Genomic DNA, 14,438 nt, shown 5'->3' on the forward strand with positions numbered 1-14,438 from the left:
CTGGCGGAGCGGCGCTAAGCTTTCGCTGGTGGAACGCTGTACCCCCGATTGCGGAGGCGGATCGCGTTGCGAGGGGCAACGATCTGTATGAGCGGGGGTTGATCGATGTCGATAAAAGCGGGTGGACCAAGCATTCTGCGCCAGTTCGTAGATACGCAGAACTCCAAGAAGATTTATCAACCGACGTGTGCGTTGTGGGTGCAGGTCTTGCAGGAACCTCACTCGCGCTACACCTTGCAGAAGCACAAATCAGCGTTGTCGTCCTGGAAGCCAGGCAGCCTGGCTGGGGCGCTTCAGGACGCAACGCAGGTCATGTGCTTCCGACCTTGAAGAGTCCTGAGCCTTTTTCGCATTTCAAGGATGAGGGCAGACAATTCTTCGACGAATTTGCAGAACACAAATCTATTCTGCTCGACTTGCAGGAAAAATATGAATTCGATGCGGACGCTGTGAGGTCAGGTTATCTCAATGTCGCAACTAGCAGCGATGCAATCCGGGACTTTCGCGCATCGCATTCCTGGATGATCGAGCGCGAAATGCTGACGGTCGAGGAAATTGGGGGTGCGAATCTCAGTCATTTGACAGGAACCCCGGCTTGGAGCCATGCGCTGAATTTCGTCGATGGCGGACGCGTCAATCCGTACCTGATGACAAACGGCATGGCGCAAGCCGCAAGCAATTTAGGCGCTAGAATTATGGGGGGCAGTGAAGCGCTGTCGATAGAACCCGCAGGACTGCGCTGGTGCATCCGCACACGAAATGGCAGCGTAACCGCAGACAAAATAGTATTCTGCACCAACGCTTATCCAACCGACATCATTCCCCAGTTCGCAAACTCGTTTTACCCATTGACCGCATATGGTTTGACGACGAAGCCGCTGTCGTCAGAAGCGCGGCAGAAGATTATGCCTGGCGGGCAAACCTTGGCGCAGGTTCCGATCGATCTTAACCCCATGGTGATTGACGGTCATGGGCGCCTTGTTCTCTCATCAATCCCAGCTGCCGGAATAGCGGAAGACGCAGCATGGCATTTCGCTAACCAGCAGGCTTGGATCAGATACACTTGGCCCGACGCGCCTGAATTGGAATTAGAAACATATTGGACGGGGCGCGTTGCAATGCGCGACCAGGCCTTTCCCGGCATGTTTCAAGTTCAACCGGGTCTGTATGGGCTCATGCATTTCAATGCCTGGGGCAATATAATGGCCCCGTTGATGGGCAAGCTGTTGGCGCAGGGATTAGCATCAGATGATCTGGAGGGATTGTCTTTTCCGATAGATAAGCCGCAAGCGGTTTCTAACATTGGCAAGCAGGACAGGATCATTCGTCACCTTCTGCTTCCGTCAGCGCGGCAGGCCCAACGCTGGGGCATTATTTAGCCTTCGCGAAGTTCAGTCTTCAGCACTTTACCCGAAGCATTGAGTGGCAATTCCGAAACCACTTTGAACTCACGCGGCACTTTGTAATTGGCCATGTTTGCACGTGCCCATGCGAGCAGGCTTTCGGCGGACAGGCTTTTCCCCGGACGGGGAATGACAAAAGCTTTCCCGACCTCACCCAAGCGCTCATCCGGTACGCCGATAACTGCGACCGTCCCAATTTCGGGGTGCTCAGACAGCAGCTTTTCAATCTCAGCCGGATAGCAGTTGAAACCGCCACTGATGTACATGTCTTTCAGCCGATCAGTGATTCGCACGTAACCATCGGCATCCATCGTGCCAATATCACCCGTGTGCAGCCATCCGTCAGCGTCAAAAGCTGATGCTGTGGCGTCCGGATCATCGAGATATTCACGCATGACGCCGTATCCGCGCACGCAGATTTCGCCAGCTTCGCCTCTCGGCAGCTCCTCGCCGTCTTCGTCGATAACGCGCACCTCAAGACCCGGAATGGCCTTGCCGACGCTCTGGGCGATGAGCTCTGCATCATCTCCGCGGCGACAGGCAGTAATGGTGGTGCATTCCGTCATCCCATAGGCGGTGACGGTATCGCGCAGCCCCAGCTCTGCTCGCATCCGGCGAATAAGTTCCGGCGGAACGCTGGCCGCGCCTGTGGCCGCGCCGCGCAGGCTGGAGGTATCAAAGTCATTTTCAGCCTTCGCCGCCAACAACGCTTGATAAATGGTCGGCGGACCGGGCAAGAAATTGATGCGGTCCTGCTCAATCCGGCGAATGACCTCGTCGACATCGAAGTTGGCAACCGGAATGGTGACAGCCCCGGCAACAAGAGCGGCGACCCATCCCGCCTTGAATCCGAAACTGTGAAAAAACGGATTGATGATGAGGTAGCGTTCGCCTTTTTCCAGTCCCATCAATCCCACCCAATGGTGGAACATCGGCACTATGGAACCGTGGGTCGTCACAACGCCCTTGGGAGCGCCGGTAGTTCCGCTGGTGAACATGATATCCGATACGTCGTCCGAGGTTAACTGCTCGAGTGCCGCATCAACGCGCTCGTCCGCCTCACCTGATCCGCGCTTGTCGAGGCCCGGTAGGTCGCGGCCGATCAGAAGCGTTTCGTCCAAATCGGGCAAGTCTTGCTTAGCCAGCAAAGCCGGGTAATCAGTGCCAAGAAAATTATCGACCGTGAACAACATCTTGGCGCTGGTGCGGCGCAAGATGTCAGCTGCCTCGCGGCCTTTCAGGCGAGTATTGAGCGGGACGATGGCCGCGCCCGTTGCCTGCGCTGCCAGAGCGACGACGATCCATTCGCGGCTGTTGGGCGCCCAAATCGCGATTCTGTCGCCTTGGCCGACACCGGATGCGATCAAACCAGATGCCGCCGCGCGCGCGCGTCTCCACAGATCGGCAAAGCTCCACGTTTCGCCAGCCTGGATAATGGCCGGTTCATCGCTCCATAATTCAGCTGCGTGCTTCGCGACGTGGGGAATGGTGGCCGGCTGGCCCATTCAGGCGACCTCGAACAGGCCTGCTGCGCCCATTCCTCCGGCAACGCACATGGACACCACGACATAGCGCGCACCGCGCCTCTTGCCTTCGATCAGCGCATGGCCAACGAGCCTGCTGCCGCTCATGCCGAAGGGGTGGCCGATGGCAATAGCGCCGCCGTTCACGTTCAATTTGTCAGGGTCGATCTCCAACTTGCGCTGGCAATATAATGCCTGGCTGGCAAACGCCTCGTTGATCTCGAACAGGTCAATGTCGGAGATTTTCAGTCCGGCACGGTCAAGCAATTTGGGAATGGCAAAAACGGGGCCGATGCCCATCTCGTCCGCGCCGCACCCGGCGACTTGAAATCCGCGATAGATTCCAAGGACGGGCAGGTTTTCAGCCTTGGCAGTGGCGAGATCCATCACGACCTGCGCGCTGGCGCCGTCGGACAACTGGCTGGCGTTGCCCGCTGTTACATATTTGCCCTCCGCAATCTCCATGCCGTTCTTGTGAACGGGCTTAAGCCCCGCAAGCTTTTCATAGGTGGTGCCAGGACGCACGCCCTCATCGTGAGCCAGCGTCAGCTCTTCCTTGCCAGTTTCGTTGCCCTCTTTGTCGAACAGCGCCTTGGTGACGGTAATTGGCACGATTTCCTCGTCAAATCGTCCGGCTTCCTGCGCAGCAGCAGCACGCTGCTGGCTTGTAGCGGCGAATTGATCCTGATCTTCGCGGCTGACACCATAGCGTTCAGCCACGATCTCTGCGGTTTCGATCATGGCCATGTAGGCAGTGGGGTCAGCTGCCTTGATGAAATCCGAGCGATTGCGGAACTGGGGAATGTGCTTGTTGATCGTGAGCGAGATGCTCTCCATCCCGCCTGCCACCGCGCAGTCGATTTCGTCACAGACAATCCCTCGTGCGGCAAGCGCGATTGTATTGAGGCCGGACGAACATTTGCGATCCAGAGTGAACCCGGCAACGCTGTCGGGCAGGACAGAGCCGTGGACGGTCAAGCGACCAAGGTTATAGCTTTGCGTGCCCCAGTGATTGCCAACACCAAGATAGACATCGTCAACCCGCTCAGGATTGATCCCCGCTCGCTCGATGGCTGCATTGACGACATGTGCCGACAACACAGGCGCTTCAGTGTCGTTGAATGCGCCGCGATAGGCCTTGCCTACGCCGGTGCGGGCGGTGGAGATGATTGCAGCTTCACGCATTGTCGTTTCCTGTCATGTTTTCGGGACCCCAATACGCCCGCATCTCGGTAATTTTGCCGTCATCATTGAGTTGGAACGTGTCGATCACTTCGATGACTACACGCTCACCCTCCCAGTCGAATGTGACGGTGAATGGGAATGCAACGTAATCTCCAGCGCAACGGGGCGTGCCTAGCATCGCCAGCTTCGCGCCAGTCGCAATTGCACCAACATAAAATTGATCGATCTCGGCGCGGCCATTTTTAACCGGTGTTCCCACCGGGTCTTCCAGGCTCGCATTGTCAGCGAACAGATTGGCGAGCGCCTGCGCGTCACCTGCCTCAAAGCCGCGCACATAGGCGTCGACCACTGCCAATTTTTGTTCGGTAGTGACCATTACTCTGCCTCCGGGTAGTAGCGACTAATGGTGTCGATCACGCACGCAGGTTTGTCCTCACCCTCGATCTCGATGGTGATGCGGACAACAGACTGGACACCGCCGCCCTTCTCTTCTGCGCCTAAAATTTCACCGCGTCCGCGAACGCGCGAACCAACTCGCACCGGACTAATGAAGCGCAGGCGATCAGTGCCGACGTTCACACCAAAGCCGAAGCCACGGACCTCGATCATACTCTCAAGGAAATGGCTGGCGAGGCTCATCGTCATATAGCCATGCGCGATTGTACCGCCGTATGGTCCATCCTTGGCCCGCTCGACATCGACGTGAATCCACTGGTGGTCCTTCGTGACCTCGGCAAACTTGTCCACCTGGTCTTGTTCGATAATGACCCAGTCGGTCGGCCCGATTTCGGTGCCGGCCATGGCGATTATGTCTTGCGGAGTATCAATGACGATAGGCTGCATTGGCTTACGCTCTCTGGCTCGAGACCGAGAGCACTTCTCCGGTCATGTAACTGGATAGATCCGAGGCGAGGAAGATCATCGCGTTTGCGACTTCCCAAACCTCTGCCGGGCGGCCGAAAGCTTCCTTGGCGGACAGTTCAGCGAGCATTTCATCCGTCGTCACCTTGGCCAGAAAGGCGTGCATGGCGATTGACGGAGCGACAGCGTTAATCCGCACTCCGTACTCTGCCGCCTCCAGCGCCGAACAGCGGGTAAATGCCATCACGCCTGCCTTTGCAGCGGCATAATGCGCCTGTCCTTTTTGCGCGCGCCAGCCCAGCACCGAAGCGTTGTTGACGATGGCGCCTGCCTTGCGATCCTGCATGTGCGGAAGGAAAGCGCGGGTCATGCGAAACACCGAATTAAGCGTGACATCAATGACGCGGTGCCATTGGTCGTCTGTCATTTCGACCACTGAAGTTTCTCCGCCGAGCCCGGCGTTGTTGATCAAAACATCGACATGACCAAGGCCTGCGACCGCTGCATCGCGCAAGGCATCGACCTGGTCCTGTTGGGTGACGTCGCAAAGATGCGTGAGGGGTCGCTCGCTACCGGTTTCCTCCGCCATGCGGTCGGCAGCTTCATTCAGCCTGCGCTCGTGAAAGTCGGAAATCAGCACTTTCGCGCCTTCTTCGACCGCTCGCTTGCCGACAGCATAGCCGATGCCCGTTCCGGCTGCGGCCGTGACCACGACAGTCTGGCCCTTGAGCAAATTACGCGGCGGCGGATATTTCGGTGTCAGTGTCATTTAACGCCCCTCGGTTCGCGTGGCATTCCCAGTCCGCGTTCTGCGATCAAATTGCGCTGGATCTGGTTGGTGCCGCCGTAAATCGTGTCAGCGCGCGAATAGAGGAACAGATTGGGAAGCGTGCTCCATTCATACTCCGTCCCGTCAGCGATCTCGCCTTCCTGACCGAGCACGTCCATCGCAAGTTCGCCCAAATCGCGACGCCAGCTGGCCCACTGGATTTTGTACGTCAGCGCGGCACCATCGACTTTGCTGTGATCAGTATTGGATAGCATCCGTAGCGCGCCATAGCGCATCAGTCGCAAACCTATTTCGGCCTTGGCGAGGCGCTGGCGGAAGATCGGATCATTCGCTTTCCCATTGGCTTTGGCAGCCGCGACGATTTCGTCCAACTCGTTGCGAAATGCCATTTGCTGACCCAGCGTTGAAACACCGCGCTCGAAGCTGAGCAGGCCCATGGCCACGCGCCAGCCGTCACCAACCGCGCCGATCAGGCTGTCCGCAGGGCAGCGCGCACCATCGAAGAAGGTTTCGTTGAACTCGGCATCGCCGTTGATCTGCTCGATCGGGCGAATGTCGATACCCGGCTGATCGGTCTCCATCATCAAGAAGGTCAGGCCCTTTGGCCCCTTTGTGCCTTCCTCGGTCCGGGCGATGACGAAAATCCAGTCGGAAATTTGCGCCAAGCTTGTCCAGATTTTTTGGCCATCGACTACCCATTCATCACCATCGAGACGCGCCTTGGTGCGCACGCTGGCGAGGTCCGATCCGGCGCCCGGTTCGGAAAAGCCCTGGCAGAAGATTGTCTTGCCCGAAGCGATGCCGGGCAGGAAGCGCTGCTTTTGCTCTTCCGTTCCAAACGCCAGCAGCGTCGGCCCGGCCAGTTCGATGCCGATGTGATTGACGCGTCCAGGAACACCAGCGCGGGCATATTCCTCGGCGAAGATGACCTGCTGGGCTAGGGTCGCATCGCGCCCGCCCCACTTGCTCGGCCAGCCGATGCACGACCACCCGTGCTCGCCAAGATGCTGTTCCCATTCAATCCGCCGTTCGGCCTTTTCGGTAAGCGAAGTGATCCCTCGTATGTCGGAAAATTCGCCCTGCATCTGCGCATTTAGCCAGTCCGAGGCTTCCTGCCGAAAATCTTCTTCCGCCTGTGTGAAACCGAGCTTCATGCCGCTTCTCCAAGGATAGTTTTGGCCACCTGTTCACGGTGCCAGTTGCCGCTGCCGAGCAGCGTCTGGATCGAGCGCGCACGCTTGAAGAACAGATGCGCGTCGTGCTCCCAGGTAAAGCCGATCCCGCCATGCAGCTGAATCATGTCGCCTGCGCATTTGAAGAAAGTGTCGGCACAAAAAGCCTTCGCAGAATTTAGCGCGAGAGCGGCGTCATCCGATCCTTCGTCCATCGCGCATGCCGCCCAGTATACTGCGCTGCGGGCTTGTTCGATTTCGATCATCATGTCCGCGAGGCGGTGCTTGTAAGCTTGGAAGCTTCCGATGGGCCGTCCGAACTGCTCGCGTTCCTTCGCATAGGCCACTGTCCTGTCGAGAGTGGCCTGCGCTCCGCCCAAAGCCTCCGCTGCAAGGCAAATCCAACCGGCGGCCAGTGCCGCATCGCGGGCTGCGTTCCAATTGGATAGAGACTGCGCTTTCGCGCTGTCCAGCGTGACGGTCGCGAGAGGACGTGTCTGGTCCATCGTGGTATGCACGGTGATCGTCACACCCGGATCATCTGTTCGAACCAGCCAGCCTTCACTCTCGGTGCCGACAATCAGCAAATCCGCCACGCCCGCGTGTGCAACCAGACCTGTCGTTCCGGATAGCTGATCTCCCGACACAGACACATCGGCGTCAAATGTGCAGGCGCCGATTGCCTCACCGCCGGCCAGTGCCGCCAGCCAATCCTGTTTCTGATCGTCCGAGCCACCTTTCAAGATCGCATCGGATGCCATTGCGAGGCCGAGCAGCGGAATGGCGGCAACTTGTGCGCCAGCCGCTTCGGCGAGGATGGCAAATTCAACCATCCCTAACCCTGCGCCGCCATGCTCTTCGGGGAGATTTACTCCCCCTAGTCCCAGCTCTTCGCAAAAGGCGGTCCACAAGGCGCGATCAAAGCCGTCAGCGGCCATCGCGGTGCGGGTCTTTTCGCTGGTCGCAATTTCGGAAAAGAATCCTTTAACCGTTTCATCGATCATCCGTTGTTCGTCGGTGAATGCAAAATCCATCTCAGGTTCCCCAAACTTTGCGCGGTGGCACTCGCTCTGCCAGCAATTTGCTCACGGCATCGCCCACGTTGGCAGGGTCCCAGCGGGCACCTTTGTCGACGTGAGGCCCTTCGCGCCATCCATCTTCCAGCATGATTTGGCCACCTTCCAGTTCGAACACGCAGCCCGTCACATCGCGGCTCTCCGTACTGCCCAGCCAGACAACGGCGGGGGCGACATTGGCGGGGTCCATCACATCGAAGGCATCGCCATCAGTGGCCATCTTCTCGGCAAAAGCCTGCTCGGTCATGCGTGTGCGCGCTGCGGGTGCGAGCGCGTTTGCGGTGATGCCGTAGCGACCCAATTCCGCAGCCTGAACCAGCGTGAGCGCGGCGATCCCGCCTTTCGCGGTGGAATATGCAGCCTGCGCCATCGATCCCTGCAAGCCTGCCCCACTGGTCGTGTTGATGATCCGCGCATCCGGATCGCGGCCGTCTTTAGATTTCGTCCGCCAATAGTCGACCGCGTGGCGCGCAGTGCAAAAGTGGCCGCGAAGATGGACATGCATCGTGGCATCCCACTCGTCGAGCGTGGCCGAGACAAACATCCGGTCGCGTACGATACCGGCGTTGTTGACGACCACATGCAGGTCGCCGAATTCGTCAATTGCGGCCTTCACAAGGCGCGCAGTTGCGTCCCAATCGGTGACATCTTCGTAATTGGCGATAGCCCGGCCCTGACCGGCTTCATTGATTGTGGCGACCACATTATCGGCTGCGCTGGTGTCGCGGCCTTCGCCTTCCAGCGAGGCGCCGATATCGTTGACAACCACATTGGCGCCCTCTGCCGCAAAGGCGAGTGCGTAGGCCCGACCCAAGCCGCCTCCTGCACCGGTAATGATGACCGTCCGGCCTTCACAAATTCCCATGGTCAATTTTCCAGTTCTTTTGTCTTTGTCTTGAGATGCTGGCTCGTATCGCCCCAGAAATCGACGGAGGCATATTCGCGGCGAGTGAAGCGCCACACATTATCGACCAGCGCGAATTCGTCCGAATACCGCCCGCTGCCAATTATCTGTAGCGCCAACCCTTCGGTCTGCTGCAAAATCGTCCATTGTGAGACGCATTGCGCAATCTGTCCGTCATCGGACAGGCAGATTTGCGGATTGGTTGTAAGATGGCGTGTCTTCAGCCCGCCGTTTTCATGAACAATGACAAAGCTGCGCCAATATGCCTCGATCTGCTCCGCACCCACGATTTCCTTGCCCTGCGCCATGATCGCACCGTGATCGAACAAGTGCGCAGCGTCAGCCAGCGCGCCTGCGTCCATGAGGTCGGCATAGCGGAAAAGCAGATTGGGAATATCGATTGCGGGATTTGTCATCAAAGCCGCTCGATAATCGTGACATTGGCCTGACCGCCGCCTTCGCACATAGTTTGCAAGCCGTAGCGGCCGCCGGTGTCTTCAAGCGCATGAAGCATTGTCGTCATAATGCGCGCGCCGGTACCGCCGAGCGGATGGCCAAGCGCTATAGCGCCGCCGCGGATGTTTACCTTCTCGTGCGGAACTTCGAGTTCGTGCATCCACGCCATCGGAATGCTGGCGAAGGCTTCATTGCACTCGAAGAGATCGATATCGGCGATCCGCATGCCCGCCTTTTCAAGCGCATATTTGGTCGCCGGAATGGGAGCGGTGAGCATCCATACCGGATCATCCGCCCGGACCGAAAGATGATGAATGCGTGCGCGCGGCTTGAATCTGTGATCTTTCACTGCTTTTTCGCTCGCGACCAGCAGTGCAGCGGCGCCGTCGCAATTCTGGCTCGCAACGCCTGCGGTGATGGTGCCCTTGCCGCCCACTGGATTAAGCTCGGCCAATCCTTCGAGCGTTGTTCCGGGCCGGATCGTTTCGTCTTCGACAAGACCTTCAAGAGGAGCAATCTCGCGCTTGAACGCACCCGTTTGCGTCGCTTCATGAGCGCGCGCATGCGATGCGTATGCAAACTCTTCCATCGCCTCTCGGCTGATGTTCCACTTGTCAGCGATCATCTGTGCCGAAGCTATCTGGTTGATCTCGCCGTCGCCGTAACGCTCGACCCAGCCTTTGGAGGTATTAAACGGATTGTCGAAACCGTAGGGCTGACCTGCCATCATCGCGGCCATGATCGGGATTGCGTTCATCGCCTGGCTGCCACCTGCAACTACGAGATCCTGCGTCCCGCTCATCACCCCTTGTGCGGCAAAATGTAGTGCTTGTTGTGACGATCCGCACTGGCGATCCACAGTCGTTCCCGGCACATGCTGCGGTAGGCCGGCAGCAAGCCACGCGGTACGGCCGATATCGCCCGCCTGCGGCCCGATAGTATCGCAGCAACCCCAAACGCAGTCCTCGACCGCGCCTGGATCTACATCATTGCGTTTGAACAATTCGCGCAGGGGATGCGCAGCCAAGTCTGCCGGATGAACATGCGCAAGGCTGCCCTTTTTGCGGCCCATAGGACTGCGAACTGCGTCGATGATATAGGCTTCGGGCATCAGTTCGGATCCTCAAGCAAAAGTGTTTTCGGGGCCGATTGGATGGGCACCGCCAAGAATAGCGTCGTCGACGCGGCGCTGGTGAAATGCGCGGTCACCCCAAGCGCCAGCCAGCGCCCAGGTGCGTTTCATCCAGAAATGCAGGTCGACTTCGTAGGTATAGCCCATTGCACCATGCACCTGGATCGCGCTTTCGGCAGCGAGGTAAGCAGCGTCCGCGGCGGCCAGTTTGGCATGGCTCACATGCAGGCTGGCGGACCCCGCCTCATCATCGAGAGCCTGCACCGCACGCCACACAACCGGACGCGCAAATTCGAGCGCCACGGCAACGTCTGCAAGGCGGTGCTTCATAGCCTGGAAGCCGCCGATTGGCTGGCCGAACTGCTCGCGAATCTTGGAATATTCGACAGCCTGATCGAGCATGGCCTCGGCCAGTCCGACCAATTGCGCCGCGCTCATCACAGCGCCCAGATCGAGCAGTTGTGCGTCGTCGCTCGCGTTATCAAGCAATGCAGCGAGATTGCGCAAAGGATCCACGCTTTCCAGCGCCTCGCCTTCGCCATCAGATTGCCATCCGTTGATCTGATGCGCCGGAAGGGGCTGAGCTTCGCCTGACAGTACGGCGTCAGCGTCGGCAAGGCCGCCGTTACGCAATTGCCAAGGCACCATAACCAGTGCGCTTTCGACCAGTGGTTCCGCCAGACAGGCACGACCACATTCGCGCGCAACCAGTGCCGCATCGAGCAAGGCAAGTCCCAGCCCGCCGGACTCTTCCGGAACAAGCAGTCCGGTCAGGCCCATCTCAACCAGACCATCCCAGATCGCCGGATCGCGGTTGTCGCCTTCGTCCAGCTTCCGCAACACTTCGGGTCCATGCGTGCCCGCTAGATAATCGCGGACAGCTTCGGCCAGTTCGAGCCGTTCAGGAGCTATCAGGAAGTCCATTGTCAGCCCCTATCCCTTGCCCACGCGCGGCATGCCGAGCAGTCGTTCTGCCGTGATGTTGCGCTGGATTTCGTTCGAGCCGGCGTAAATCGGGCCGGACAGCGAGAAGATGTAGCCTTCCAACCAATCGTTGGCAGTTCCGTCTGCAAAGCGGCGCAGTTCGCCAGCAGCGCCCAACAATTGCATCGCCGTGCGGTGCATGGCGCGATCAAGCTCCGACCAGAATATCTTGTTGAGGCTGGCTTCCGCGCCAATGCTGCCACCTGCCATGATTTTCGCGGTCACGGCATAGGTGTTGTAGGCATAAGCCTGCGTGTCCATCCACGCCTTGCTCACCGCCTCTCGCGCGGAAGGTGTGGCGCTGGCTTCGTGCTTGCGAAACAGATCAATCAGTCGCCGTGCTGTCGCCTGAAAGCGGCCCGGTGAACGCAGCATCAATCCGCGTTCGAACCCGGCGGTCGCCATGGCGACGCTCCAGCCCTCACCTTCGCCAGCCAGACGGTTTTCGACCGGAACGCGCACATCGTCGAAAAACAATTCGGCAAATCCGGGATCTCCATGAAGCTGGCGGATCGGACGACGGGTGATGCCCGCCGATTCCAGATCGAACAGCAGGAAAGACAGGCCTTTGTGGCGTTGGCTGCCTTCCTCGGTGCGGAACAGGCCGAAGCCCCAGTCAGCAAAGCTCGCACGGCTCGACCAGGTCTTCTGACCGTTCAATACATAGTGATCGCCGTCACGCACGGCAGTGGCCTTGATGGCAGCCATGTCGCTGCCTGCGCCGGGTTCCGACCATGCCTGCGCCCAGATCTTTTCGCCTGCCGCCATCGGCGTGAGAAAGCGCTGCTTCTGATCGTCCGTACCATATTCCATGATGGTGGGGCCGAGCAGGAAAATACCGTTCTGGTTGGCACGCAAGGGCGCGCCCGAACCCCAGTATTCCTCTTCAAAAATCAGCCATTCGACAAGATCGAGGCCGCGCCCGCCATAGGCTTCCGGCCAAGTGACCATGCCCCAATTGCCCCTGGCGAGCTTGCGCTCCCAGGCAACGTGCTGATGGAAGCCTTCCTCGCATTCGAGAGTGATAAGTGGTTCAGACGGCTTATTGGCCGCTAACCAGTCGCGAATTTCGGCACGGAAGGCCTGCTGGGATGGCGTATATTGCAGCTCCATCTCAGAAATCCGCCGTCTTGCCCGACTGCACAAAGGCATCGCGCGCCTTCTGGCTGTCTTCGTGCAGATACATTTCCAGCGTGAAACCTTGCTCCCAGCGATAGCCCGCATCGACATCGCGCGGTTCGAGGCCGTTCAGAGCCTCTTTCGCCAGCACCAAGGCCTTGCGGCTCTTGCCCGCTATACGCGCACAAAAGGCGCGGGCTTCGCTTCCAAGGTCGGCGCGAGGAACCACCTTCTCGACCCCGCCGAGCCGCCATGCTTCCTCGGCTTCGATCCGGCCTCCGGTGAAGAATGCAGCGCGAACCTTGTGCAAGGGCAGCATTCGGGAAAGATGGCTGGCCCCGCCCATCGCTCCGCGATCGACTTCGGGTAGGGAGAAGTAAGCGTCATCGGCTGCGATGATCGTGTCGGCCGCACCGCAAATGCCGATGCCGCCGCCAATCACAAAATTGTGTACGGCCACAACAACCGGAACCTCCGCCTCGCGCACGGCGCGGAAGGTGAGAAAATTTCCGCGGTTCAGCTGCGTGATCCGTTCGGGATGCGCCTGCATCTCCTTGATATCGACGCCGCCACAGAAGCCCTTGCCTTCGGCACGGATCAGAACGCAATTCACGTCTTCGCGGGATGACGCAGACTTGATGATGTCCGGAATGCTGAGCCACGTCTCGCTGTCGAACGCGTTGACCGGCGGAACGTCAAAAACGATCTCAGCGATCCTGTCGCTCACGTGAGTTTCGATGCCCATCAGGCTGTTCCCTTCATTGTGTCGGTCGCACCAGTCAGCGCGGCAATCCGTTCGCGCGCGTCACGCTCGATATCGGCGAGAAGTTCGGCGCAGCTTGGTAGGCTGTCGAGCCGGCCAGCGACCTGGCCTGAAGCCATCAGTCCATTGATGGCATCGCCTTCCACAACCGCTTTCTGAAGCAGGATTGGCGCCGCCGCGGCGAGCATGGCTTCGGGCAATGCCATTTCGCCGTGGGATGTCATTTGCCGCGCTGCATTGATCATTTCGGGCCAGCTTGCGCCGGTCTCTTTCTTCATCGCCAATCCGGCAAGCAAGCCGCGACGCCAGCGGGCCAGCGCACCGCCGCTTTCGATGCGATCAAGCATGGGATTGCGGATCATACGCTGGGGAATGCCGTCGATCTTCTTGGTGACGAAAATATCCTGTGTGCCGGCTTTGGTGTATGCAGCCTTCACTTCGGCGGGGACCGGACTGTCGCTCGTCATCATGAACCGGCTGCCCATAGCGATACCGCTGGCACCATAGGCGAGCGCTGCTGCAAGACCTCTGCCATCGGCAAATCCGCCTGCGGCGAGTACCGGCACGTCCACCGCGTCGAGCACTTGCGGAAGTAGGACCGTCGTCGCGACGGAGCCTGTGTGACCACCGCCCTCGCCGCCCTGAATAGTGATCGCGTCGCAACCGAGGGCGACCATCTTTTCCGCATGCTTGAGTGCGCCAACCGTTGGCATACAGACAATCCCGGCAGCGCGAAATTTCGCGATCATCTCCGCATCGGGTCCACGCCCGAAGCTGACCGCCTTCACCCTGTCTGCATTTGCAAGGACGATCTCGACGACCTCTTTCGCACCCGGTTGAAAGCTGTGAAAGTTTACGCCGAAATTATGGGGTGTCAGCCGCGCAGTCTCGGCAACAGCTTGCGCCAGTTCGGCCGGTTTCATCACCACCGCTGCCAGAAACCCGAACGCGCCAGCATTGCTGCTGGCCGCCACCAACTGCGGCGTGGCGATCCACCCCATCGCAGTTTGCACAACGGGCAAACGGCAGCCGAGCATCTGCGTCAATGGCGTGGAGAGCGGATCTGACAT

Annotated in this window: 15 protein-coding genes; 1 reads left to right on the top strand and 14 read right to left on the bottom strand. The window is 59.0% G+C overall.

Going from position 1 to position 14,438, the window contains the following annotated elements; all coding sequences use genetic code 11:
• Positions 1–98 precede the first annotated feature (98 nt).
• The gene (locus AAC850_RS01995) at positions 99–1,379 is read left to right on the top strand and encodes an NAD(P)/FAD-dependent oxidoreductase (RefSeq protein WP_340586910.1); all 1,281 of its coding nucleotides are present in this window, start codon (positions 99–101) and stop codon (positions 1,377–1,379) included.
• Here the strand turns inward: AAC850_RS01995 and AAC850_RS02000 are convergent.
• Genes AAC850_RS02000 through AAC850_RS02065 form a run of 14 tightly spaced genes read right to left on the bottom strand, consistent with a single transcriptional unit; the run spans position 1,376 to position 14,438 of the window.
• Positions 1,376–2,908: a FadD3 family acyl-CoA ligase gene (locus AAC850_RS02000; RefSeq protein ID WP_340586911.1), complete on the bottom strand. Its 1,533-nt coding sequence runs from the start codon at positions 2,906–2,908 to the stop codon at positions 1,376–1,378. The genes AAC850_RS01995 and AAC850_RS02000 overlap by 4 nt on opposite strands.
• Positions 2,909–4,111, bottom strand: coding sequence for an acetyl-CoA C-acyltransferase (locus AAC850_RS02005; protein WP_340586913.1), 1,203 nt, complete (start codon positions 4,109–4,111; stop codon positions 2,909–2,911).
• Complete coding sequence (locus AAC850_RS02010; protein WP_340586915.1) at positions 4,104–4,487, bottom strand: nuclear transport factor 2 family protein; 384 nt, start codon at positions 4,485–4,487, stop codon at positions 4,104–4,106. Before AAC850_RS02010 ends, AAC850_RS02005 begins: the two co-directional genes overlap by 8 nt.
• On the bottom strand, positions 4,487–4,954 hold the full coding sequence (locus AAC850_RS02015; RefSeq protein WP_340586917.1) for a MaoC family dehydratase: 468 nt from the start codon (positions 4,952–4,954) through the stop codon (positions 4,487–4,489). Before AAC850_RS02015 ends, AAC850_RS02010 begins: the two co-directional genes overlap by 1 nt.
• A gap of 4 nt (positions 4,955–4,958) precedes the next feature.
• Positions 4,959–5,741, bottom strand: a complete 783-nt coding sequence (locus AAC850_RS02020; protein WP_340586918.1) for an SDR family oxidoreductase — start codon at positions 5,739–5,741, stop codon at positions 4,959–4,961.
• On the bottom strand, positions 5,738–6,916 hold the full coding sequence (locus AAC850_RS02025) for an acyl-CoA dehydrogenase family protein (protein WP_340586919.1): 1,179 nt from the start codon (positions 6,914–6,916) through the stop codon (positions 5,738–5,740). The genes AAC850_RS02020 and AAC850_RS02025 overlap by 4 nt, the downstream gene beginning before the upstream one ends.
• On the bottom strand, positions 6,913–7,968 hold the full coding sequence (locus tag AAC850_RS02030; protein ID WP_340586921.1) for an acyl-CoA dehydrogenase family protein: 1,056 nt from the start codon (positions 7,966–7,968) through the stop codon (positions 6,913–6,915). The genes AAC850_RS02025 and AAC850_RS02030 overlap by 4 nt, the downstream gene beginning before the upstream one ends.
• A 1-nt stretch (position 7,969) precedes the next feature.
• Positions 7,970–8,875, bottom strand: coding sequence for an SDR family oxidoreductase (locus AAC850_RS02035; protein ID WP_340586923.1), 906 nt, complete (start codon positions 8,873–8,875; stop codon positions 7,970–7,972).
• Positions 8,876–8,877: 2 nt separating this feature from the next.
• Positions 8,878–9,330 carry a nuclear transport factor 2 family protein gene (locus tag AAC850_RS02040; protein ID WP_340586925.1) on the bottom strand — a complete coding sequence of 151 codons (453 nt, stop codon included), beginning with the start codon at positions 9,328–9,330 and terminating at the stop codon, positions 8,878–8,880.
• On the bottom strand, positions 9,330–10,481 hold the full coding sequence (locus AAC850_RS02045; protein WP_340586926.1) for an acetyl-CoA C-acetyltransferase: 1,152 nt from the start codon (positions 10,479–10,481) through the stop codon (positions 9,330–9,332). The genes AAC850_RS02040 and AAC850_RS02045 overlap by 1 nt, the downstream gene beginning before the upstream one ends.
• Positions 10,482–10,493: 12 nt before the next feature.
• Positions 10,494–11,426 carry an acyl-CoA dehydrogenase family protein gene (locus AAC850_RS02050; protein ID WP_340586928.1) on the bottom strand — a complete coding sequence of 311 codons (933 nt, stop codon included), beginning with the start codon at positions 11,424–11,426 and terminating at the stop codon, positions 10,494–10,496.
• A 9-nt stretch (positions 11,427–11,435) separates the two neighbouring features.
• Positions 11,436–12,599, bottom strand: a complete 1,164-nt coding sequence (locus AAC850_RS02055) for an acyl-CoA dehydrogenase family protein (protein WP_340586930.1) — start codon at positions 12,597–12,599, stop codon at positions 11,436–11,438.
• Position 12,600: 1 nt separating this feature from the next.
• Positions 12,601–13,350: an enoyl-CoA hydratase family protein gene (locus AAC850_RS02060; RefSeq protein WP_340586932.1), complete on the bottom strand. Its 750-nt coding sequence runs from the start codon at positions 13,348–13,350 to the stop codon at positions 12,601–12,603.
• Entirely contained in the window at positions 13,350–14,438 is a 1,089-nt protein-coding gene (locus AAC850_RS02065; protein WP_340586934.1) for an NAD(P)H-dependent flavin oxidoreductase, read from the bottom strand. Before AAC850_RS02065 ends, AAC850_RS02060 begins: the two co-directional genes overlap by 1 nt.

The sequence above is a fragment of the Erythrobacter alti genome, from assembly GCF_037996805.1.
GTDB lineage: Bacteria > Pseudomonadota > Alphaproteobacteria > Sphingomonadales > Sphingomonadaceae > Alteraurantiacibacter > Alteraurantiacibacter alti.

What these genes read in the sequence shown, in the direction of transcription:
- AAC850_RS02000 (WP_340586911.1), bottom strand. Translation starts at nt 2,908, where the DNA reads ATGGGCCAGCCGGCCACCATTCCCCACGTCGCGAAGCACGCAGCTGAA.
- AAC850_RS02005 (WP_340586913.1), bottom strand. Translation starts at nt 4,111, where the DNA reads ATGCGTGAAGCTGCAATCATCTCCACCGCCCGCACCGGCGTAGGCAAG.
- AAC850_RS02010 (WP_340586915.1), bottom strand. Translation starts at nt 4,487, where the DNA reads ATGGTCACTACCGAACAAAAATTGGCAGTGGTCGACGCCTATGTGCGC.
- AAC850_RS02015 (WP_340586917.1), bottom strand. Translation starts at nt 4,954, where the DNA reads ATGCAGCCTATCGTCATTGATACTCCGCAAGACATAATCGCCATGGCC.
- AAC850_RS02020 (WP_340586918.1), bottom strand. Translation starts at nt 5,741, where the DNA reads ATGACACTGACACCGAAATATCCGCCGCCGCGTAATTTGCTCAAGGGC.
- AAC850_RS02025 (WP_340586919.1), bottom strand. Translation starts at nt 6,916, where the DNA reads ATGAAGCTCGGTTTCACACAGGCGGAAGAAGATTTTCGGCAGGAAGCC.
- AAC850_RS02030 (WP_340586921.1), bottom strand. Translation starts at nt 7,968, where the DNA reads ATGGATTTTGCATTCACCGACGAACAACGGATGATCGATGAAACGGTT.
- AAC850_RS02035 (WP_340586923.1), bottom strand. Translation starts at nt 8,875, where the DNA reads ATGGGAATTTGTGAAGGCCGGACGGTCATCATTACCGGTGCAGGAGGC.
- AAC850_RS02040 (WP_340586925.1), bottom strand. Translation starts at nt 9,330, where the DNA reads ATGACAAATCCCGCAATCGATATTCCCAATCTGCTTTTCCGCTATGCC.
- AAC850_RS02045 (WP_340586926.1), bottom strand. Translation starts at nt 10,481, where the DNA reads ATGCCCGAAGCCTATATCATCGACGCAGTTCGCAGTCCTATGGGCCGC.
- AAC850_RS02050 (WP_340586928.1), bottom strand. Translation starts at nt 11,426, where the DNA reads ATGGACTTCCTGATAGCTCCTGAACGGCTCGAACTGGCCGAAGCTGTC.
- AAC850_RS02055 (WP_340586930.1), bottom strand. Translation starts at nt 12,599, where the DNA reads ATGGAGCTGCAATATACGCCATCCCAGCAGGCCTTCCGTGCCGAAATT.
- AAC850_RS02060 (WP_340586932.1), bottom strand. Translation starts at nt 13,350, where the DNA reads ATGGGCATCGAAACTCACGTGAGCGACAGGATCGCTGAGATCGTTTTT.
- AAC850_RS02065 (WP_340586934.1), bottom strand. Translation starts at nt 14,438, where the DNA reads ATGTCAGATCCGCTCTCCACGCCATTGACGCAGATGCTCGGCTGCCGT.